This window comes from Hyalangium minutum (assembly GCF_000737315.1).
GTDB lineage: Bacteria > Myxococcota > Myxococcia > Myxococcales > Myxococcaceae > Hyalangium > Hyalangium minutum.
In genome coordinates this window covers 533,945-555,150 of sequence record NZ_JMCB01000006.1, presented here as the reverse complement: position 1 = coordinate 555,150, position 21,206 = coordinate 533,945, and the positions used below count along the sequence as shown (strand labels likewise).

Sequence of the window (21,206 nt, the reverse complement as noted above, 5' to 3'; positions counted from 1 at the left end):
CTGGGAGGCCGCTGACTACAGCGGGACGCAGGCGCCCGGCGGCGGAGGCAACTGGAACAGCGGGATGGACGGCGGCTGGTAGCCCATCTGGATGCCCAGGAAGGTGACAATCCCCGGCGTAGGCGGGGCCGTGATGGGCATGTAAACCCAGGGCCGGCGCGCCACGGCGTCCTCCACCGGGTCGGTCACCGTGTAGGTGATCGCCGCCGGACGCGGCAGGGTCGCGGGGACGAGCACCACGGCGAAGCCCACCGGCGACTTGTCTGTCGCGGAGACGATGAAGCCGCGATCCGAGCGCAGGTTGCTCGGGGGCGTCCCCGGCGGCGCCCAGTCGATGTGGTACACCGGGTAGGAGACCGGCGCGCCGCTGCCCGTCGTCGAGGTGGCGGACAAGCCGGTCCCCGCCGCGGGGGCCCGGAGCGCCGCGTTGCCCGCGTGGAACATGCCGACCACGGTCACCGAGTGGTACTGGGTGGGGTCCAGCAGATCCGAGACGACGGTGGGCTTGCCCTGGGACGACAGCTGCTTGGCGACCGCCTGCAGCACGCCCGTGGAGCCCACGTGCACCGCCTCCATGGAGACGCACGAGCCGCTCACCGTCTTGATGGGGCGCAGCGTGAGCGTCTTCAGGTACTGGGTGGGGGGAATGGCCGGCAGCGGCGGGCCGATCTGCTCGGTGGGAAGCGCGCCCTGGCTCGCCGAGACGATGAAGTAAGGCGCGGTGTTGCGGCTGGGCACCTTGGGGAGCACCCAGATGCCCACCCCGTCCGTGCTGGACGGGTCACCCACCGTCGCCCCGTTGGTGGGGTCCAGCGCGGAGACGGAGCCGCCGCGGATCGCCGAGCGCTGATACAGCGGCATGCCCTCGGAAATGAAGGGCGGAATGGGGCAGGTGGGGCCGCACGTGGCCAGGCTCATGAAGAACGCCTCGGGATCCCACGCCACCCCGGAGACGCGGGTGGTGAGGGTGACGCTCTCGGGCGACACGTACTGGATCTCGGGGACGAAGGAAGAGGTCCCCGGGTTGGTGGACTGCTCACAGCCGGCTCCCAGCAGGCTGGCGCCCAGGAGGAGGGCGGAACGGACATGGCGATTCATGGTGTTGGAATCTCTCACTCAGCGGGGAGGAAGTGGCTCTTGGGCAAGGTGTCAGAATTGCCATGGCACTGCTGGGCGCAGTTGCCGTAGCGGCTCGGCTCGGTGCCGGTGAGGAACTGGGCCGCGAAGTACTCGGCGTTGTGCGCCGAAGGGTGGCACGTGCCGCACGCATAGAGGCTGGGGCGGGTGGCGCTGTCCCTCGTCAGGTGGCACACGGTGCAGTCAGACTTGGACCCCGGGAACTTCGGCGAGCGCATGTGAATCTTGTGCAGGTTCTCCATCACCGTGCCGCCGTTGGACGTCTCGTACTGGTGGCACGACTTGCAGGCCTCCACGTGGTCCACCGCCAGGCCGTGGCGCAGGTTGTCCAGCGAGAGCACGCCGCGGTGGCAGATCTGGCAGTTGCCAATCTTGCCCGGATAGGTGGTGCGCTTCTCCGTGCCCACCTGGAAGAAGTAGGGCTTGATCTTCGCCAGGCGCTCGCCGCCGAAGTAGCGGTTGAACTTGATGAGTGCCACGTACGTGCCGGGCTCGGCGTTGGGGGGCAGCTGCGTGCCGACGCGCGTGGCCCACTCCTGGCCGAACTCCGCGGAGTTCAGCGGCGTGGTCGCCGTCTCGCTGGGCGTCGAGTACGAGTACCCATTCGTGAAATACTGCGCCGGCTCCTTCGGGTTGCTGCGGTTGATCAGCTTGTGGATCGGCCCCGCGATGTTGACGATGGGGATCATGTCCAGCTCGAGGGTGCGCTCGATGTAGGGCAGGCTCGGGTAGAGCAGGCCGTTGCTCTGGTTGCTCACCGCCGCGACGCCGCTGGGCAGCATGTCCGGCGTGTGCAGCCGCTTGCCGTTGGTGTCCCGCACGTCGATGAAGAGGTTCATCACCTCGCCCGGCTCGAAGTACTTGCCGTTGGTCGGCGCGACGATGCGCAGGTTGGGATCAACGCCGAAGCCGCACTGGGCGCTGGTGGTCCCGTCCTCGGCGAAGCAGGTGACCGGCAGATCCTGCGGGGCCACGAACGTCACCGGGAAGTAGAACGGCTCGTTGGGCATCTGGCTCCACGTCACCCGCACGGCGCCCTCGCCTTGCAGATCCGGCACGCGGAACGTCTTGAAGGGGTTGGTGCTGCCCACGATGTCCAGACGGGCGGTGGTGCGGAACACCGGGGCCTGGGGGGGATAGCCGGGGATCTCCGGCAGCGCGTGCGTCTCCAAGTCTCCCGGGAAGCGCGGAGGCAGGACATTCTCCATGCGCCAGCCGAAGTGCGAGTGCCCGGCGTACGGCGTGCTCACGAGGAACTCCGCGCGCGAGTACTCGACGGGAGTGCCACGCACCGTGCCCTCCGAGTCGAGGATCTCCACCTTGAAGGTGTCTCCCGTGGCCCTGCGCCAGGCGGCGTTCTCGAAGTTGACGATGCGGTGCCACCGGTCCTGGCTCACGCCAGGCACTCCCACTTGGTAGACCCAGTCGTCGTTCACCAGGCCCACGCCGGACCAGTCCAGGCTCTTGAAGCGCGACTCCTTGGTGATCCAGTTCAGCGGCTCCGACAGAGCCTTGGAGTTGGTGTGCAGGTTGACGCGGGTGTCGGTCACCGTGAACTGGTTGAAGAAGTAGTTGGTGTTGGTGACCAGGGTGATCTTCCCCGGGGGCGCGTACGGCGGGACGCCATCAATGGCGATGGAGCTGGGGCAGTCGTCCGGGTAGTCCGCGGGGTAGTCGATGTCCGCGGAGTTCTTCGGCACGACTTGGCCCGTGGGGATCACCGCGCAGCCGTTGTACCACTGCAGGGACAGGCGAATGGCGCCCGAGTTGGACGACTGGTACGGGTCGAAGACGCGCGCGCCACGGCCGTCGGCGAGGTTCTCCGTGCTGGAGACGTCCAAGAGGTTGCAGGCCAGGGCTGGCAGCAGCAGCGCGCAGGCGAGCAGGCGCGGCCACACCGAGAGGGACACAGGCGCTGCGTGAGCGGGCGCCCGGGAGAACAGGGAAGCAGGATTCATCATCTGTAGCATTTCGTGGCAGCCAAGGAGTGAGGGCCAAGTCCTTACTAGACTAGGAACTTGAGAGGGAAGATGCCCCAGCCGGAGCGGCTGGGGTTCGGCAGGGCTTCAGGCAGAGACACCCAGCTTGCGGGTGAGGTCCTGCCAGTCCGCGGTGTCGAGGTTCGGCCGCGCGGCCACCTGGAGAACGGCGTTGAAGGCCTCCGGGGGCGCCGCCTGCTTCATGCCACCGAGCACGGCGGCCCGCTCGTCCCGGTTCATGGCCGGGATCATCATGGTCATGAAGGTCATCATCAGATCCGGGGCGATGGTGGAGAGGATCTTCCCCTCCATGGCCATCAGCTCCGCGTCGGAGAAGTGGGCGTGGAGCTTGCCCATCAGCTCCTGCTCCTCCTCGGCCATGTGGGCCAGGTTCTCGCCGACGAAGCGGCTGAAGGACAGATACAGCGTGTGCGCCAGGGCGGGCCGGGCTTGCTCCGGCGCCTGCTGCAGGGCGTCCGCCTGATGCTGCAGCTCGGCCAGCTCCTTGCGGTGCCCCTCGTGCTCCTGGGCGGTCTTGCTCGAGGCTCCCTTCAGCCGCTCCTCGATCGTGGGGTGAATGAAGGTGTTCTCGTGCTTGATGTGGTGGCTACAGGCCTCGAGCAGGACGCGCAGCTCACCAAGAATGGCGCTGCTCTGCGCGGCATCCGCGAAGTTGGCTGAGCCCATCCGTTCCAGCAGCCGGGACATCGTGCGACGCAGGCCCTTGTGGATGGGACTGTAGAAGTCATAGCGGGGGGGCGTGGAAGGGGTGGACATGGATAAAGCTTCCTTGTCAGGTAGGGGACAGAATCATTCTCCCTGGGTTTGGTCCGCTTCTCAACCCGATGACGACAGTTCTCGGAAAACGGGGGGGAGACGGGGGCCGGGGGCCTGTCGCGTGCCAACGGGGCGGACTGCTGGCACACTCCGGGGCTCGTATGGTGAGCGCGGCTCAACGGCATGAAGCAAGGGACTCTGGCGGGCGCCCCGGTTTCTGGGCGTGGCTCGGCTGGCTCGTGGTGGTGGGGGTGCTCGGGGGGGGGCTGGCCCTCGCGAAGGCGCCGGTAGGGCCGCGGGCTCCGCCCCCCACCCTGAGTGGGACGGGGCTTTATGGGGACATCCGCCAGCACGGGGTTGCCTCGCGAGTCCTCGAGTACTCGCCCCAATACCCCCTCTGGACGGACGGGGCACTCAAGCGCCGCTGGGTTTCCCTGCCGCCGGGGAAGGCCATCGACGGCTCCCGGCCGAATGCCTGGGTTTTCCCTGTAGGCACGAAATTCTGGAAAGAGTTCTCCTTCCATGGCCGGCGCGTGGAGACACGCTACATGGAGCGCCAGGCGGATGGGACGTGGCTGTATGCCTCGTACGCATGGCAGGCGGACGAGAGCGAAGCCGTGCTCGTGCCGAGCCAGGGGCTTCCGGGGGCCTGTGAGGTGGAGGAAGGCCGCTGGCATGCTGTTCCCAGCCTCAATGACTGCAAAGCGTGTCACCAGGGGCAGGACACGGAGGTGCTGGGCTTCAGCGCGCTCCAGCTGTCGACGGATCGGGATCCGAACGCTCTGCACGCCGAGCCCGTGCCCGCCCCTGGGGTGGATCTGAAATATCTGGTTGAGCACAACCTGCTCAAGCGCCTGCCTCGGGCGCTTCGAGAGACGCCGCCACGCCTCGCCGCGAGCACGCCTACCGAGCGCGCGGCGCTGGGCTACCTGCACGGCAACTGTGGGCACTGCCACAATGACGAGGGGATGCTCAAGGGCCTGGGGCTCGCCTTCCGGCACGTGGTGGGGCAGGGGGCGCTGGGGAGCGAGCGGGCCGTGGCCACGGCCGTGGGGATTCCCCTGCGGGCCCGTCCCGCGGGGCTGCCGCCGGATGCACGCTTCCGCCTGGAGCCTGGGCGCCCGGAGCACAGCGGGGCGCTGCTGAGGATGGGGTCGCGTCAGGCTGCGACGCAAATGCCACCGTTGGGCACCGTAGTGGTAGACGGCCAGGCAATGGCCCTGCTATCTCGCTGGGCCGCAGAGAGCCTGGGGCCAGGGAGTGCCCCCGTGCTGTCTGGCAGTACCTCTACTCAGCCCTAAGTCATTCATAGGAGTGGCAATGAAGCCGAGCCGTGTGCTGTTGATGGCGTCTGCGGTGGCCGTCGCTGTTCCCCTCGTCGCTGTGGCACAGGGCAAGACGCCCGCCAAGCCCAAGATGAGCAAGCAGGCCCAGCGTGGTGAATATCTGGTCCGTATCGCGGGCTGCCACGATTGTCACACGCCGCTGGCCATGGGCCCTCAGGGGCCTGCCCCGGACATGACGAAGATGCTCTCGGGCCACCCCGAGGGCATGCAGCTGCCGCCCCCGCCGGCCCCCTCGGGGCCGTGGATCGTCTCCTTCCTGGCCACCAACACCGCGATGGCCGGGCCGTGGGGGGTGAGCTATGCGGCCAACATCACCTCGGACAAGGAGACGGGGATTGGCAGCTGGACGGAGAAGCAGTTCGTCCAGGCCATGCGGACGGGCAAGCACATGGGCCAGGGCCGTCCCATCCTCCCGCCGATGCCTTGGCAGAACGCTGCCGCGATGACGGACGAGGACCTCAAGGCCGTCTTCGCCTACCTGCAGGCGACGCCCGCCCTGAAGAACAAGATTCCTGAGCCCACGCCGCCGGCGGCGGCTCCGGCGGGCACCCCGGCTCCGGCGGACGGCACCAAGAAGTAGTCACCCTCAGGAGCTAGGCAGGCCGCACAGGAGTTGCGGCCTGTCTCTCCGCAAGGGCCCGGCGCGGGCGCGAGAGCTGCGCACGGCGCGGCGGAGCGTGCTTCTTACTTGTCGGTGGCGTCCTCGATCTTGTCGCCCGCCTTCTCCACGGCGTCCTCGGTCTTGTCGGCGGCCTTGTCGGCGGCGTCCTCGATCTTGTCACCGGCCTGCTCCGCCTTGTCCTCGGCGTTCTCACGCGTGCTGCGGTGGCAGCCAGTCCCCGCCACCAGCGCACCCAGCACCGCACCCAGCAGAACCTTCTTCGTCACGGCTCACTCCCTGGAAAGGGGGCTGCCCCGTTCGAGCGGGGAGCCCAGTCATGCGGGCAGGAAGGTAGGGACGATGGGCGCAATGCAAAGGGGGGAGCTCGAAAAGGCTCCCATACACCCCGTGCGCCTCAGTGGGAGACGCGCGTAGGCGCGGGCTGAGCCGCCGCCTGCTCCGGCTCGGAGATGGGGGCAGGAGCCTCCTCGCCCATGGACGCGAGCCGCTTGGCCAGCTGGGCCGCCTGAGCACCCTTCGCGCTGGCCTCGGAGCCCGCGGCACCCACGAGGGACACGCGCGCGCGCTCAAGCAGCGCCACCTGTGCATGAAGCTGGGCCAGCAGCCGCTCTCGCTTGCGCGACAGCGTGTCCAGCCGGTTGAGCTCCTCACCCAGTGAGGAGGCGGCCAGCTCCAGCTGCCGCCGCGCCACCGCATCCTCGGTGGCCGCCGCTCGGGCGCGGAGATCCTTCACCTGCGCATCCACATCCGTCTGCGCCACGGACTTCAGCTGGGCCTCCAGGCCCGAGTGGGACTCGGCGAGGGTGAAGGCCTCGCGCGCCATCTTGCGCAGCACCTCCACCAGCTCGCTGCGCCCCGCGCCGGGCGCCATCTTCATCGCCACCCCGAGGCACTGCCGGTACAGGGCGAGCGTGCGCCCCACGAGCTCCTGGGCCTCGCCCTCCAGCGTGTTCTCCAGGGTGCTGCCGCGGGACTCCACCGGATCCACGTGCAGCGTCAGGTGCGAGGCCAGCGTGCCCACGCTCCAGAACAGGGCCACGGAGGTAAAGCCCAAGAGCGCGCTCAGCAGTCCCCCGTTGGGGAAGAAGCGCGCGTCCAGCACTTGCTGCACGTACATGCCCAGCGGCACCAGGGCGCCCGCGGCCACCGCGCCCGCGGCCACCTCGGGAGCCTTGCCCACGCGCTCGCTGCCCTGTCCCACGAGACCCACCAGCGCCGCGGCGATGGCGCCCGAGAAGGCCTGGGGCACCGGGTTCTCGGCATCGAAGAAGTACGGGAGCGCCGGGAGGATGCACAGCGCCAGCCGCAGCGCTGCGGTGTAGCCGAGCACGGGCCTCGCGCTGGCCAGGGCCGCCGCCACCACCGCAAGGCCCGGGTCGACAGGGACGTGGAGGATGCGCTGGGCCAGGGCCGCGAAGATGCCCACGGCCGCTCCTCCTGCCAGCGCACGCAGGGTGCGCCCCTCGAAGTCCTCGCGGTGGAGCAGTTGCAGGGAGAAGGCCATGGTGATCACTTCCTACGTCAGTACGCGTTGTTGAGGCCGAAGCTCTTCATCGTCTTCTTCTGGAGCTGCCGCGCCTGGTCGCGCTGCGCGGCCTCATCCTGAGCATTCTCATAGGCTGCCTGGGTCCGGTCCACGTCCGCAAGTTCCCCCGCCAGCGCCGAGGCGGAAGAGCCAAACAGCTTGCGCGCGTTGCCCAGGAAGCCGAGCGCCGCCGTGCGGTTGCCCTTCTTCATCTCCTCGGCCGCCGCGCGCAGCTGCTGCGAGCCCAGCGCCCGCACCGCGTGCACGCGCACCTCCTTGTCCAGGTTGGCGCGCACCAGCACGGCGTCATCCGTGGCCCGGGCGCTGAGCGCCACGCGAGCCTCGGCCGGGACGTCCTTCTCCACGTCCACGTAGGAGACCTTGGCATCCAGCAGCTCCAGCGGCTGCTCGGACGCTTGCAGGTCGAGCGTCAGCTTCACCGTCAGCCGAGCCGACTGGCCGCCGGCCATGTCGTACAGCGGCACCCGGACGGTGCGGCCCTCGCGGTAGGCGTTGGTGCCCATGACCTCGGCGGTCGTCACCTGCGGGGGCAGCGTCAGCCGCATCTCCACCGAGCGCGCCACGGTGTTGGTGGCCTGCTCCAGCTCGCGGGTGAAGACCTCGGCCAGCTGGGAGGAGTTGAGGAAGCCGGAGAAGCCGCCGCCCTGATCCGCCACACCCTGCATCAGGTTCTCATTGAAGTCCTCGCCCACGCCCAGGGCGCTCACGGCGATGCCCTGCGAGCGCAGCTGGCGGGCCAGCGCTGTCAGCTCCTCCTCGCGCACCAGGCCTGCGGTGGGCTGCCCGTCGCTCAGGAGGATGGCGCGGCTCACGCGGAACTGATTCACGTACGGGCGCAGCTCCTGGGCGGCCGCCTCCATGCCACCGCTGATGTTGGTGGAGCCGTCATCTTCAATGCCGTCCACGAAGGCCAGCATCCGCGCGCGGGCCTCCTCGGTGGCCAGCGTGCTCGGGAAGGTGGTGACGCTCGTGCCGTAGTGCACCAGCGCGAGCCGGTCCACGTCCGTCATCCGCTGCACGAACTCGCGCGCGGCCTTCTTCGCATCATCCAGCTTCTGCCCGCGCATGGAGCCGGAGCGGTCGATGACGAGCGCCACGTTCACCGGCACCCGGTGCTGGTTCTGGGGCTGCCGGGCCTTCACCTCGAGGACGGCGAAGGCCTCGCTGGGGCCGGTCTGCATGTAGGACCCGGACAGCTTGCCCTCCAACACCAGAGCGCCCTCGCCCGAGGTGATCAGCGGCAGCGTGAGCGTGGGCTCCTGCTCGCCGGGCTGGGCCAGGGTGTGGGTGGTGTCCGTGGTGGGAGGGGGCTTGGGCAGCCCCAGCGCCAGGGCAACGAGCGCGAGCAGTCCGGCGGCGGACAGGAGCAGGGTGGTGCGGTTCATGCGGCACACCTCGAAGGCGGGGAGTGGCGCAGGTATAGGAGCTTTCCCGGGCCACCGCATCGGACAGCGGGAGGACGGTCCCGGTTCCACCCCCTCTTCCGTATCGGTCATCAGGAGGAGGGGGCTGCCTGGGTGCTTCCGCTTGTCCTACCGCGTCGAGGAGGGTCCCCGGCTCACCAGCTCCTGGACGATCTGCCGCAGCGCCGGCTCGTTGAAGGGCTTCTCGAGCTTGGGGTTGGGGATGGTCTCCAGGAACTCACGAGCGTTGGCGGTGAAGGCGCCGCCGGACACGAAGATGAAGCGCCGCTCCAGCCCGGAATGCGTGCGGCGCACGGCCTCGTAGAGGTCCTTGCCTCCGAGGTCCGGCATCATCACGTCGCACAGCACGGCGTCGAAGCTGTCTGGCTCCTGCTGCAGCCGCTCGAGCGCCTGGCGTCCGCCCGCGGCCACTTCCACCTCGTGCTCCTTGAGGATGCGGCGCAGCACCTTGCCCACGCCGGGCTCGTCGTCCACCACGAGCACGCGCCCGCGGCGGTGGGTGAGCGGGGCAATCGTCGGCTGGCCCGTGGGCCGCAGCCGCGTGCGAGGCTCCAGGGACGGCAGCACCACGCGGAACGTGGTGCCCTTGCCCAGATCGCTGTCGACGGAAATCTCTCCGCCCATGCTGGTGATGGTGCTGTGGCAGATGGAGAGGCCCAGGCCCGTGCCCACGTTCACCGGCTTGGTGGTGAAGAACGGATCGAAGATGCGCGAGAGGTGCTCGGGGGCAATGCCCCTGCCCGTGTCCTGCACCTCGATGAGCACGCGCCCTGGGTCGAGCCGCCGGGTGATGAGGCGGATGGCGTTCTGGTGCGCCTGGCCCTCGGGGATGGCGTGCGCGGCGTTCACCACGAGGTGGAGGAAGACCTGGGACAGCCGGCCCTCGTTGGCCATGACCGAGGGCACCGGCCCGAAGTCCTTGTGCAGCTGGGCGCGGTGGCGGATCTCGTTGGTGGCCATCATCACCACAGATTCGAGCACCTGGTGCACATCCACCGGCGTCAGGCGCTCCTCGTCCGGGCGGGAGAAGGCCCGGAGCTGGCGGACGATCTGCCGCACGCGCTCGGCGCCCTCATAGGCCTCGCTGAGCACCTCCTGCCACTCCACCAGGTCCAGCCCGCCTCCCATGCCGCGCGGCCGCGCCAGCGCCGGAGCGAGGACACCGCCCGTGCCGCTCGTCTCCAGCGCGAGCTGGCTGCGCCGCATCTCCTCGGACAGGAAGCTCAGGTTGGAGATGACGAAGGCCAGCGGGTTGTTGATTTCATGGGCGATGCCCGCCGCCAGCGTGCCCACCGAGGCCAGCTTGTCCGCCAGCGTCAGCCGGGCCTGGAACTGGCGCTGGTCCGTCACGTCCCGTGCGATGGACACCACCGCGGGCGCGCCGTCGAAGAGCAGCGGCAGCGACACGAGCTCCGCCACGCGCGTCTTGCCGTCGCGCCGCACCAGGCGCCGCTCGCCGGTGATCATCCCCTTGATGCCGCTGGGGTCCGGAGGCGGGCCAGGCACCTCCTCCATGTCGTCCTCGATGAACTGCGCCAGTGTGCGGCCCACGAGCTGATCCGGCCGGTCGAACCCCAGCGCGGACACCAGGGCCATGTTCGCGTAGACGATGCGCCCGTCCCGCTGGATGGCCGCCGCGTCCGCCACGCCCTCCAGGAGGATGCGGAAGCTGGCCTCGGACATCTTGAGCTGCTCTTCGACTTCACGCCGCTCGGTGATGTCGCGGGCGATGCCTTCGACGACCACGGGCCGGCCGGTGGTGTCCAGCACGGGGGCCACCGTGTGCTCCAGCCACCGCGTCCGCCCGTTGCGCCCCGTGAAGCGCAGCACCACCGGCTTGGAGCCCAGCTGGTGCGGCGCCTCCAGCAGCTGTCCGAGCGCGGGCAAGTCACCGGGGTGCACCAGCTGCCGCCACAGCTCGGGGTTGGCGTAGTGCTCCTCGGGGCTGTAGCCCAGCCGGTCTCCCACCACGCGGCTGATGTAGAGGAAGGCGCGCGGGGGCTCCAGCTTGTAGCGGTACTGCACGTCCGAGGCGTTCTCGGCCAGCTGCCGGTAGCGCGTCTCGCGCTCGCGCAGGGCGCTCTCCGACCGGCGGTGCTCCAGCTCCAGCGAGAGCGCGCCCGCCGCCGCCGAGAGCAGATCCACCTCCAGCTTGTCCCACTCCTGCTCTGACTCGCAGTGGTCGAAGCCGATGAAGCCCACCCACGAATTGTTGATGCGCAGCGGCAGCACCAGCATGGAGCGGATGCCCTGCGGCTCCAGGATGGCCCGCTCGGTGACGGGGAAGTCCTTCACCCGCCCCGCCACCACCTCGCCGCGCGACAGCAGCTCGCCCCAGCGCTTGAAGTCCCGGTCCACCACCACCGGCTGGTAGCGCGGGTTGCCGGAGACGGGCTTGATGCCGGGAGCGCACCACTCGGCGCGCTGGCTCATGAGCTGCTGCCCCGCCTCGCCCCGGAACACCTCGAAGAAGTAGACGCGGCTGGCGCCCGCGGCCCGGCCGATGGGCTCCAGCACGTCCTTGTAGAGGTCTCCCTCCTGCTGGGCCATCAGCAGCCGCTGCTGCATCTCCACCAGCGCGCTCAGGTAGCGCTCGCGGCGGGCCATGGCCTCTTCCGTGCGCCGCCGCGTGCTCACGTCCGTGAGGGTGCCGCACAGCCCCTGCAGGCCGCCGTCCTCGCCCTGCAGCGGCCGGGTGACCATCTCCACCCAGAGCGTGCTCCCGTCGCGCCGCAGGTAGCGCAGCTCGTGGCGGGAGTGATCCGCTTTGTGCGCGAGCAGCGCCTGGAACGATTCCTGGACCCGCGTCCGGTCCTCGGGGTGAACGGACTCGAGCGCGTCGCGCCCCAGGCTCTCCGCGACGGAGAAGCCCGTCAGCTCGGACCAGGCGGGGTTGAGGAACGTCCAGCGCCCTTGCGGATCCGTCTGGAAGACGCCCTCTTTGAGGCCATCGATGATCTGCCGGGAGAGGCGCTCGCTGGGACTGGACGCAGGTGTGGCCGGAGACATGGCTGAAGAAGCCTCGGAGGGCGGACCCCCCACTCGGAGGGGCGCGGTCGAACGTCTCTGAAAAAGCCATGTACGACAAGTTGGGTCAAGCGACACCCGTCAGCCCGGCAGACGAGGAGGCGCAAGCCTTCTTGCGCGTCATGTCGGCCCGGGTGGGTGCCAAGCCTGCATCCCTGTCTTTTCGGGAAGGGTGGCTTCCGGAACGAGCCATCCGTCAAGCAAGATGAGCCGCCCCTTAGGGGGGATTTCTGAAATGGCATTGGATCGAGCCCCAGCGGCCACCTTGGTGGAGTCGGAGACACCCGAGGCGGACGCGGCCCCAGGCGCGCCAGTACCCCGCGCCCGGCGGAGCCGTGTCCCGGAGGGGAACGTGCTGAAGCGGTTGCTGCGCGTGCCCCTGCCGGCGTTGCTGATCACCGACTCCGAGGGCCAGCTGCTGGACGCGAATGACGCGTTCTTGCGCCTGACGGGCGTGAGCCGCGAGCAGGTGGACGCGGGCCAGGTGCGGTGGGATGCGCTGGCGGCGCCGGAGACGCCCTCGGCGGGTGCGCAGGCGGTGGATGCGCTGCGCCGGCTGGGGAGCGCGGGCCCTTTGGAGACGGAGTACGTGCGCGCGGATGGCACGCGGGTGCCGGTGGTGCTGGCGGCGCTGGGGCTGGAGGCGCCCGAGCGGATTCTGGTGCTGGTGCAGGATCTGACGCCGCGCCGCCGGGCCGAGGAGGCGCTGCGCTTCCTGTCGGACGCCAGCCGCGAGCTGGCGGAAGTCCGGGCCGAGCCGGATGCCATCCTGGCGGGCGTGGCGCACCTGGCGGCCAGCTCGGTGGCCACGTGGTGCCTGGTGGATATGTTGGAGGAGGACGGCGCCTTCCGGCGGGTCGCGGCGGCGCACCAGAATCCAGAGCGCGAGCAGCACTTGCGCGAGGCGCCGAACTTTCCCGCCACCCATGAGGTCGGCAGCGCGCTCTTCCAGGCGCTGGCGCGGGGCGAGTCCCGCCTCTACCCGGACTTCCTGCCGGAGCACCTGGAGCAGATGGTGCGCACCGCCGAGCAGCGGAAGCTGCTGGAGCGGCTGGGAGCGCGCTCGGTGATGCTGGTGCCCATGCGCTCGCGAGGGCAGGCGGTGGGGCTCTTCACCTTCGCCTCGTGCGATCCGGGCCGGCGCTACGGGCCGGAGGACTTGGAGATGGTGGAGGAGTTGTCGCGGCGGGTGGTGGCGGCGGTGGACAACGCGCGGCTGTACCACGAGGCGCAGGAGGCGGTGCACCTGCGGGACGAGTTCCTCGGCATCGCCAGCCACGAGCTGAAGACGCCGCTGACGCCGCTGCGGCTGAAGCTGCAGGCGCTCCAGCGGCAGGCGGGCGAGGCGATGGCGGAGGGGGCGCAGCTGAGCCCCGAGAAGGTCTCCGACTCGCTGGACGTGGCGCTGCGCCAGGTGCGCAAGCTGACGGACCTGGTGGACAACCTGCTGGACGTGGCGCGGATCAGCGCGGGGCGGCTGCGGCTGGACATGGAGGAGGTGGACCTGTCCTCCGTGGCGGCGGAGCTGCTCTCGCGCTTCGCGCCCTCGGCGGAGAAGATGGGCTGCGAGCTGGAGCTGCATGCGCCGGAGCCGGTGTTCGGCCGCTGGGACCGGCTGCGGGTGGAGCAGGTGGTGACGAACCTGTTGTCCAACGCGCTGAAGTACGGCGCGGGCCGGCCAGTGGTGGTGCGCGTGGAGGAGGACGGCGAGCGGGCGCGGCTGACGGTGCAGGACCACGGCATCGGCATTGCCGAGGAGGACCTGGAGCGCATCTTCGAGCGCTTCGAGCGCGCGGTGAGCGACCGGCACTACGGCGGCCTGGGCCTGGGGCTCTACATCACCCGGCAGATCGTCGAAGCGTTCGGTGGCACGGTGCGGGTGGTCAGCAACCCCGGTGAGGGCTCCACCTTCACGCTGGAGCTGCCGCGCGGCCAGCTCCCCATCATCCCCTCGTTCGGCTGAGAGGCCCGCCGCTCAGGCCGCTTGCGTCGAGGAGGAGACCGGCGCCGAGGGCGGCGGAGGCAGCGAGCTCTGCGGCGCATGGCGAGGCAGGCGGACGTGGAAGCAGCTGCCCTGCTGCGGGCCCCCGCTCTCCGCCCAGATGGAGCCGCCGTGGCGCTCGACGATCTCCCGGCAGATGAACAGGCCGAGCCCCAGCCCGCCGAAGTGCCGTGACGTGGCGTTGGAGGCGCGAGAGAAGGGCTGGAACAGGCGCTGGAGGCTCTCGGCGGGGATGCCGATGCCCTGGTCCTTCACCCGGAGCTCCACCTGCGAGGGGTTCACCGCGAACGAGATGGACACGGTGCCGCCCTGAGGTGAGTAGCGCACGGCGTTGCTGAGCAGGTTGGTGATGACCTGATCCAGGCGTGCGGCGTCCCAGACGCCCTCCAGCGGGCCGGAGGGTGCCTCCATGTGGAAGCGCAGGCCCTCCGAGCCGCGCACCTCGAAGCGCTCGAGCACCTCGTACACCACGGGCATCAGGTCCACCGGCTTGCAGTTCAGGTCGAAGCGCCCGGACTGGATGCGAGCGGTGTCCAGCAGGTCATCCACCAGCCGCGCCAGCCGATCCGTCTGCCGGGACATGGAGCGCATCGCCTTGAGGAGCCAGTCGCGATCCACCGGACCCTCGCTCTGCTCCAGTCGCTGGAGCGTGAGGCTGGCGAAGCCCTTGAGTGGGGTGAGCGGGGTGCGCAGCTCGTGGCTGGCCACGCTGAGGAACTCCTCTCGCGCGCGGACGGCCTCGCGCAGCTCCGCCTGGGTGGCGCCGGTGCGGGCCGCCATCTCGTTGAAGCCCCGGGCCAGCTCGCCCAGCTCGTCGTCCTCCTCCTCCTCGACGCGCCGGTCCAGGTCTCCCGCGGCCAGCGCGGCGGTGGCGGCGCGCAGCGCGGTGAGCCGGTGGATGACGTCCCGCGCGACGAACTGGGAGAGCGCCAGGGCCAGCAGCACGCCGAACACCAGCATGCCCACCACGGCCGCGCTCACGCGGGTGATGCCCGCGTAGGCCACGCCCAGCTCCTGGGTGACGACCACGCACCAGGAGGTGCCAGGCACGGGCGCCACGGCTCCGAGGATGCGCCGGTCCACCGCGTCGAAGTCCTCGATCATCGCGGAGCCCTCGTGGATTACGGCCTCACGCACGGTGGGCGGCAGGCGGGCGGCGCTCAGCAAGGGGACCTCGGAGGTGGAGTCCCGGATCACCTTCATCCTGCGCTGATCCACCACCTGCACCTGGAAGCGGCGCGCGGCGGGGGTGGAGGCCTCCGACAGCTGCTGCAGGGACAGCAGCCCCACGAGCAGGGTCCTCGGCTGGCCGTCCTCCTCGACAGGCAACACCAGGGCGACTCGAGGGGTGGGACCCGAGGTGAGGAAGGGCTCGGAGAGGTTCTTCGGGAGCGGTAGCAGCGGGCTGGGCGCACCTGAGGCGGTGAAGGACGCCAGCGGCGAGCCATCCGCCTCGACAGCAAGGACGGCCTCGAAAGGCCGCTGGCGTTCGATGAGGTTGCGCAGGTAGGGCTCGAGCTGGAGCGGCTCGCCGCTGGCCAGCGCCGCGCGGAAGCCTGGGGAGTCCAGCAGCACCTGCAGCGAGGCGCGCGCGTCCTCCAGGTAGCGCCGCAGGAAGTCCGCCTCGCCGGTGGCGGTGCGCACAGTGTCCTCGCGCACCTGCTCCTCGATGGCGCGCTGGGCGAGGAACGAGGCCACGGCGCCCAGCGCCAGCAGCGGCACCAGCCCCGCGAAGGCCAGGCCGCGCAGGAGCTTCCAGCCTACGGTGCGCGGCGCGCGGGGGCGCCAGGCCACGGCCTCGGCCACACAGCCCAGGGTGAGGATGAAGTAGACGGCCATGCCCATCCAGAACTGCCCGCGGCCCAGGGCCCAGGCCAGCATCGCGTACGGCAGGGCGAGCACGCCCATCAGCGCGCGGGCGAGCCACGGACGCCGTTGGCCCAGCGGCAGCAGGACCACCACGCCGGCGGTGGCGAAGAGCAGGCCCGTGGCGCGCAGCAGCGGGGACAGGTGGGCATAGACGGCGAAGGGAAAGCGCTCGGGCGCGCCGACCATCGCCAGCCCGAACCCGACGCCAATCAGGGCCACGAAGCTGCGGAACACGGGGCGCTGCCGGAAGGAGGGGAAGGCCTCCAGCCCCAGACCGATGAAGAGCAGCGGGTATAAGAGGATGCCGGTGAAGCTGCCGGTCAGGACATTGAGCACCCACCAGTACACGGCGGCGGTGAGGATGAACCCCGCGCGGCCGAGGAGGTCCAGCCAGCGCGGCGCGTGGGGGTAGAGCAGAGCCCCCATCATCGCCAGGCTGCTGGCCAGGTAGATGATGCCCATCTCCCGCACGTACGGGTACAGCGGCCGGAACGAGGCCACGCGGAACTCGTAGGGCACGTACGTCATCAGCACACCGAACACGAGCCCAATGAGCGCCGCGGGCCAGGTGAGCACCAATGGCGGCGCCGCGCCCTGTGCGTGGGGCGGGCTCGTCTGGGGAGTCGGTAGCATCAGGCGAATTGACGCGCGCCGGGTGCGACGAGATCTACTGCCCTCCTGACGACCGTTGAGGCTCCAACATCAGAGGGGGCGGAGATGTACAGATCACGCCAACCTGGCCCGTACATGTCGCCTATGAGTGTTGGACGGGCGATATCGCGCGTCTACAGTCCCGGGCGATGACACCGAAAGAGCTCTCAGAGAAGGCCCGGCAGCTCGTCGCCGAGGGTGCAGTGTTGCTGGACGTGAGGACGCCGGAGGAGTTCCGTCAGGGGCACCCGGAGCCAGCGCGAAACATCCCCGTGCAGGAGCTGCCGGCGCGGCTCGCCGAGGTGGGGTCGCCGGACACGAAGGTGGTGGTGTACTGCGCCGCCGGAGGCCGCAGCGCGATGGCCGTGAGCCTGCTGCAGCGCAACGGCTTCCAGCACGTGTTCGACCTGAAGTCCGTCTCCTATTGGTAGTCACGCCTTCACGAAGCCCCGGCTCGGACACCTACCGTGCGGTCTTGACCGAGCCCGAGGCGGTCGAGGGCGGTGCCGAACCCGGCGCGGAGGCGCGCTTCGTGGCGAGCCCCCAGAGGCCGTAGACGACCAGCAGGATGCAGCCGTACTGAGCGGGGGTGAGCCCGAGGTAGCGCGCGTCCACATAGCGGAGGTCCGTGGCGCGCAGCGTGTCGAAGAAGAAGCGGCCCGGGGCGTAGAGCAGGGCGAGCATGTGCAGCAGCCGGTTCTGGAGCTTCCCGGAGTTGCGCAGCGCGAAGAGCACGCCTGTGATGGCGAACAGGAGAATCGCGTCGTACATCCCGAGATCGTGCCGGGGGCCGCCGTACACATCCGCGGGGAAGTTCACGGCGAGGAAGAAGTCGGTGCGGCTGCCCGGGTGGTCATGGGCGACGAAGCAGCCCAGCCGCGCCACGCCCCATCCGGGTGCCACGCCCAGGGCGAACGCGTCGGCATACTTGGAGAAGCTCACGCCCCGGATCTTGAAATAGATGATCGCGGCAATGACGCCGCCGAGCAGGCCGCCGAAGGAGGACAGGCCGTCCCACACCTTGAAGAGCTGGAACGGGCTCTTGCTGAGCTCCTCGGGGTGGTAGAAGAGCAGGTGGACGAGGTGGCCAGCGACAACGCCCGCGCCCACGCCCCACGGCGCGTAGTCGTGGATCGGATTCGGGTCCAGCCCCTGCTTGGCGGACTGCTTCACGACGATGCGCGCCGCCAGGAAGATGCCCAGCGCGACGAAGATGCCGAAGGGCTCGATGGGGCCGACCTTCAGCGAGTGCGGATTGACGTAGGGAATCAAGGAAGCTCTCCAGCGGGCGGGGAAAGCCCCCTTACCCGGATGCCACGGTCCTGACGAACAATTCGAGGCGCTAAATCATCCAGGGGCTGCCAACCCCCCACAGGTCCAATCCTGTGCGTCTGTCCTACACAGGGGTCCTTTGGCCGACACCCTTCTGTACGCCATCGGTCACTTGTCCGCACCCCCAATGAAATGATTGCCGATTCCCGACGTTCCCGGAATGAGCGGAAGGACCGGTACGTCATGGATTGGCGTCTACTAAGGGAAATCCGTGATGATTTGTCAGGGGAGCCGGGTTCCGGTCCACCATGCCCCCCTGGCCGACCGAAGTGGGGGATGAAATGAAGGCCGTCATGCCGCCGGGCGTGCACTACACCGGCGAGATCCATGTGAAGCTGCGAGAGACCGCTCCAGTGGCGCGCCTGGCAATGGCGCGTGCACCGAAGCGCCGCACGCTCACGGCCATTGCCCGCTCTGCCGGAGTGAGAGCGCTGGGAGCGCTGGTGGACGCGCTGCCTTCCTCCTCGCATCACGGAACCCGGCTGTCGGCGGACCTGCCACTCGTGCAGCCGGGCGGTGAGCTGGCGCGCTGGCATACCGTGAAGCTCCCGGGAGGCGGCGGCTCGAAGTCAAAGGGCGGGCGAGCTCCTGGAGGAGCACCCCAGGGTGTGGCCATGGCGATGCGCGGCGGCGTGGCTCCCGCGGCGCCGAAGGGCCCCTCCGCGGACGACGTATGGGGTGCGGTGCATGCGCTGATGGAACAACCCGAGGTGGAGTACGCCGAGCCGGACGCGGTGATGGTGCACCCCACCGCGGAGCTGGAGGAGGCCCCGGGGAAGAACCTCCCGAGGGACTGGCACCTGCGCGCCATCCGCATCCCCCAGGCGTTGCGGCTGCTCGAGAAGGCGGGCCGTCTGCCCGGGGAGGGCATTCTTATCGGTCACCTGGACACCGGCTGGGCGCCGCATCCGGCGCTGCCCGGTCCCGACCGGCTGCTGCCCGGCGTGGACCTGTGGGACAGGCACCGGCCCGACGCGAGGGATCCGCTCGAGGCGGGCCTGGGCTACCAGCCGGGCCACGGAACGGCGACGCTCTGCCTGCTGGCGGCCAACCACGAGGACTACCAGGGCCTCGCCACGTATGCCTCGGTGCTGCCGGTGCGCGTGTCGCCCTCGGTGGTGCATGTGGCCACGCACTCGCTGGCGCTGGGCATCCTCCACTGCGTCAGCCAGGGCGCGCAGGTGATCAGCATCAGCATGGGCGGGCTGCCCAGCCGGCTCTGGGCGGACGCGGTGAACCACGCCTACGAGCGCGGCGTGGTGCTCTGCGCGGCCGCCGGCAACCACTTCCCGCTCAGCGGCGCGCTGCGGACGCCGACGAGCGTGGTGTACCCGGCGCGCTTCAACCGGGTGCTCGCGGTGTCCGGTATCACTCAGGCGCTCAAGCGTTACCGGTTCAACGATCGCATGTCGGGCAACGATGGGCCGGAGGTGGATCTGTGCGCGCCCACGCCCGATGTGCTGTGGGCATCGCCCCCCCAGGGCTACCGGCTGGGCAGGGGCACGTCTACCGCCACGCCTCAGGTCGCGGGAGCCGCTGCGCTCTGGCTCTCGCTGCACCGCGAGGCGCTGGAGGACTTCTCGCCCATCGAGCGGGTGGAGGCCTGCCGCCGCGCGCTGCTGCGGGGCGCCGACGACGTGGGACCCTACCCCTATCATCCTCGTCCGGAAGAGCCGTCTCGGACGTACAACGAGTACTTCGGAGACGGACGCTTGAATGTGGAGGCCACCCTGCGCATCAAACCCATTCGCGGTCTGCAGCCCCAGCCACGGGATGACGTGAGCTGGTCGCTGTTGAAGCTGCTCGGTGTTGGACTGCCGGCGGCGCCCGCGGGTTCTCAGGTGGCTGCGGATCAGGTTGAATTGCTCTGGGCCGCGCATACCGCCAGCGTGCAGCAGGCCGCCCAAGCCTCGATTGCTCCTGTCGTGTCCGAGAGGCTCCGGGCACGGCTGGAGCTTCCATGAACCCCCCGGGAGGAGCCTCTCTCCTCCTCCCTCACGCAGTCAGAAGGTTCCCTCTCGCAGTGGCAGTCCCCGAGCAGTCCCCAAGGAGTCCGCAGTCCCAGTAAGGAGTGAACGTTCCCATGAAGTCCTATCTATTGGTTCCCAAGGAGAGCATTGAGTCCCAGGCGCGCGTGGGGGTGAGGGGGACAACGCGGGGTGAGCGGCAGCTTCAGCGCTCCACGGCACTGAGGTTCACGGGCGCGGAGCGTGCGGCCGAGGCGCTGCAGCAGCTCGGGCTGCGCTCGGCGACGCTGCCCGGCGCGCGGCCGGCGGTGAGCAAGCCCAACGGTGGCAAGAGCGGCAAGGGCAAGAAGGGCAACATCATCAAGGTGGCCGCGACGCCCATCCCCGGTCCGGTGCAGGAGCTGACCGGCTCGGAGGCGGGCTCGTACCGGTACATGCCGCTGATCGGCGCGACGATGGCGCACTTCTACTCGGACACGGCCGAGCGCGCCGCGCGGGGGGAGCTCGCGCGCGACTTCGAGTTCATCCCGGATGTGGTGCCGCTGTCCTTCCCGGGCCCGGTGGCCGGTGAGACGGGCCCGCGCAACCGCGGCATGTCCTCGCTCGCCGAGCGCGAGTGGCCCGCCGAGTGCGGTGTGCCCCTGGCTCATGCCCAGGGCATCCGCGGCGCGGGTGTCATGTTGGGCATCCTCGACACCGGCATCGACGCGGATCATCCGGAGCACGCCAGCAAGGTGGTGCAGTTCCGCTACGTCTCGTTGTTCCCCAACTCGCCGCACACGCCGGCGCGAGACGTGCGCGGTTTCGATCCGGATGGCCACGGCACGCACGTCGCGGGTATCGCGGCGGGGGTGCACCACGGCGTGGCGCCGGAGGTGGACCTCTACGTCGCCTCGGTCATCGAGTCGGAGACGATCCGCACCAGCCTCGGCCGCGTGGCCGCCGGCATGGAGTGGCTGCTGCACCAGTTCTCCCGCCCGGAGAACGCGTCACGTCCTGCGGTGGTCAACATGTCGCTCGGCTTCCCGGTTGCCTGCCCGGCAGGTATCCCGGAGCCGGACTACCGGCTCAACCTGCGGGCGCTGCAGGCCATGATTCGCCGCCTGCTCGACAGCAACGTCCTCCCCGTTGTTGCGGCAGGCAACAGTGGACCGAACACGGTTGGTTACCCAGCAGGCTTTCCTGAGGCACTGGCCATTGGTGCAGTCGACTTCGACAGGAAAGTGGCCAGCTTCTCGGCCAGCGGAGTGGTCGGTAAGAGGGCCGTCCCCGATGTCATGGGTTACGGTGTTAACATCTATTCAAGCACCGAGCGTCGGTGCAACAACCAGGCGTTCTACGAGCGAATGAGTGGCACCAGCATGGCGGCCCCTTATGTTGCCGGTATTGCGGCACTGTATCGTTGCCGTGCTCCTGACTTGACGGCGCAAGAGGTGAGGGATTTGATTCTGGCCAATGCGGTCAAGCTCAAGCGCTCGTCGTTGCACAAGACGGGGAAGGGCCTGGCCGTCTATCGCTGACGCGGTT

15 protein-coding genes are annotated in these 21,206 nt (G+C 69.5%); 6 read left to right on the top strand and 9 right to left on the bottom strand.

What is annotated here, in order from left to right:
* Positions 1–15 precede the first annotated feature (15 nt).
* The 3 genes from DB31_RS17760 to DB31_RS17750 form a co-directional block, all read right to left on the bottom strand.
* Complete coding sequence (locus DB31_RS17760) at positions 16–1,098, bottom strand: hypothetical protein (protein WP_044189072.1); 1,083 nt, start codon at positions 1,096–1,098, stop codon at positions 16–18.
* A 14-nt stretch (positions 1,099–1,112) separates the two neighbouring features.
* The gene (locus tag DB31_RS17755) at positions 1,113–3,098 is read right to left on the bottom strand and encodes a hypothetical protein (RefSeq protein ID WP_240486745.1); all 1,986 of its coding nucleotides are present in this window, start codon (positions 3,096–3,098) and stop codon (positions 1,113–1,115) included.
* A gap of 105 nt (positions 3,099–3,203) precedes the next feature.
* A complete protein-coding gene (locus tag DB31_RS17750) occupies positions 3,204–3,893 on the bottom strand; it encodes a hemerythrin domain-containing protein (protein ID WP_044189053.1) in 690 nt (229 codons plus the stop codon).
* Positions 3,894–4,054: 161 nt separating this feature from the next.
* Here DB31_RS17750 and DB31_RS17745 point away from each other — a divergent pair, with 161 nt between their 5' ends.
* A complete protein-coding gene (locus DB31_RS17745; protein ID WP_052420042.1) occupies positions 4,055–5,194 on the top strand; it encodes a hypothetical protein in 1,140 nt (379 codons plus the stop codon).
* A 19-nt stretch (positions 5,195–5,213) separates the two neighbouring features.
* The gene (locus tag DB31_RS17740) at positions 5,214–5,819 is read left to right on the top strand and encodes a hypothetical protein (protein ID WP_052420041.1); all 606 of its coding nucleotides are present in this window, start codon (positions 5,214–5,216) and stop codon (positions 5,817–5,819) included.
* Positions 5,820–5,923: 104 nt separating this feature from the next.
* Here the strand turns inward: DB31_RS17740 and DB31_RS17735 are convergent, their stop codons facing one another.
* From DB31_RS17735 to DB31_RS17720, 4 genes are all read right to left on the bottom strand, one after another.
* Positions 5,924–6,127 (bottom strand): YtxH domain-containing protein, encoded by a 204-nt coding sequence (locus DB31_RS17735; protein ID WP_044189051.1) that lies wholly within the window; start codon positions 6,125–6,127, stop codon positions 5,924–5,926.
* Positions 6,128–6,255: 128 nt separating this feature from the next.
* Complete coding sequence (locus DB31_RS17730) at positions 6,256–7,365, bottom strand: coiled-coil domain-containing protein (RefSeq protein WP_044190008.1); 1,110 nt, start codon at positions 7,363–7,365, stop codon at positions 6,256–6,258.
* Positions 7,366–7,382: 17 nt separating this feature from the next.
* Positions 7,383–8,792 carry a vWA domain-containing protein gene (locus tag DB31_RS17725; RefSeq protein WP_044189046.1) on the bottom strand — a complete coding sequence of 470 codons (1,410 nt, stop codon included), beginning with the start codon at positions 8,790–8,792 and terminating at the stop codon, positions 7,383–7,385.
* A gap of 147 nt (positions 8,793–8,939) precedes the next feature.
* Entirely contained in the window at positions 8,940–11,840 is a 2,901-nt protein-coding gene (locus DB31_RS17720) for a PAS domain S-box protein (protein ID WP_044189045.1), read from the bottom strand.
* Between the two features lie 253 nt (positions 11,841–12,093).
* Between DB31_RS17720 and DB31_RS17715 the strand changes: the two genes are divergently transcribed.
* Complete coding sequence (locus tag DB31_RS17715; protein ID WP_169787063.1) at positions 12,094–13,821, top strand: sensor histidine kinase; 1,728 nt, start codon at positions 12,094–12,096, stop codon at positions 13,819–13,821.
* A gap of 12 nt (positions 13,822–13,833) precedes the next feature.
* Here DB31_RS17715 and DB31_RS17710 read toward each other — a convergent pair whose 3' ends face one another.
* Positions 13,834–16,362, bottom strand: coding sequence for a sensor histidine kinase (locus DB31_RS17710; protein WP_044189044.1), 2,529 nt, complete (start codon positions 16,360–16,362; stop codon positions 13,834–13,836).
* A gap of 167 nt (positions 16,363–16,529) precedes the next feature.
* On the opposite strand from DB31_RS17710, the gene DB31_RS17705 reads away from it, so the two are divergent.
* On the top strand, positions 16,530–16,811 hold the full coding sequence (locus DB31_RS17705) for a rhodanese-like domain-containing protein (protein WP_044189043.1): 282 nt from the start codon (positions 16,530–16,532) through the stop codon (positions 16,809–16,811).
* Positions 16,812–16,842: 31 nt separating this feature from the next.
* Here DB31_RS17705 and DB31_RS17700 read toward each other — a convergent pair whose 3' ends face one another.
* Entirely contained in the window at positions 16,843–17,652 is an 810-nt protein-coding gene (locus DB31_RS17700) for a prolipoprotein diacylglyceryl transferase (protein WP_044189042.1), read from the bottom strand.
* A gap of 341 nt (positions 17,653–17,993) precedes the next feature.
* Between DB31_RS17700 and DB31_RS17695 the strand changes: the two genes are divergently transcribed.
* Together DB31_RS17695 and popC are read left to right on the top strand one after the other, a co-directional pair.
* Entirely contained in the window at positions 17,994–19,676 is a 1,683-nt protein-coding gene (locus DB31_RS17695) for a S8 family peptidase (RefSeq protein WP_044189041.1), read from the top strand.
* A gap of 119 nt (positions 19,677–19,795) precedes the next feature.
* Complete coding sequence (popC, locus tag DB31_RS17690; protein ID WP_044189033.1) at positions 19,796–21,199, top strand: subtilisin-like protease PopC; 1,404 nt, start codon at positions 19,796–19,798, stop codon at positions 21,197–21,199.
* The last annotated feature ends 7 nt before the right edge of the window (positions 21,200–21,206 follow it).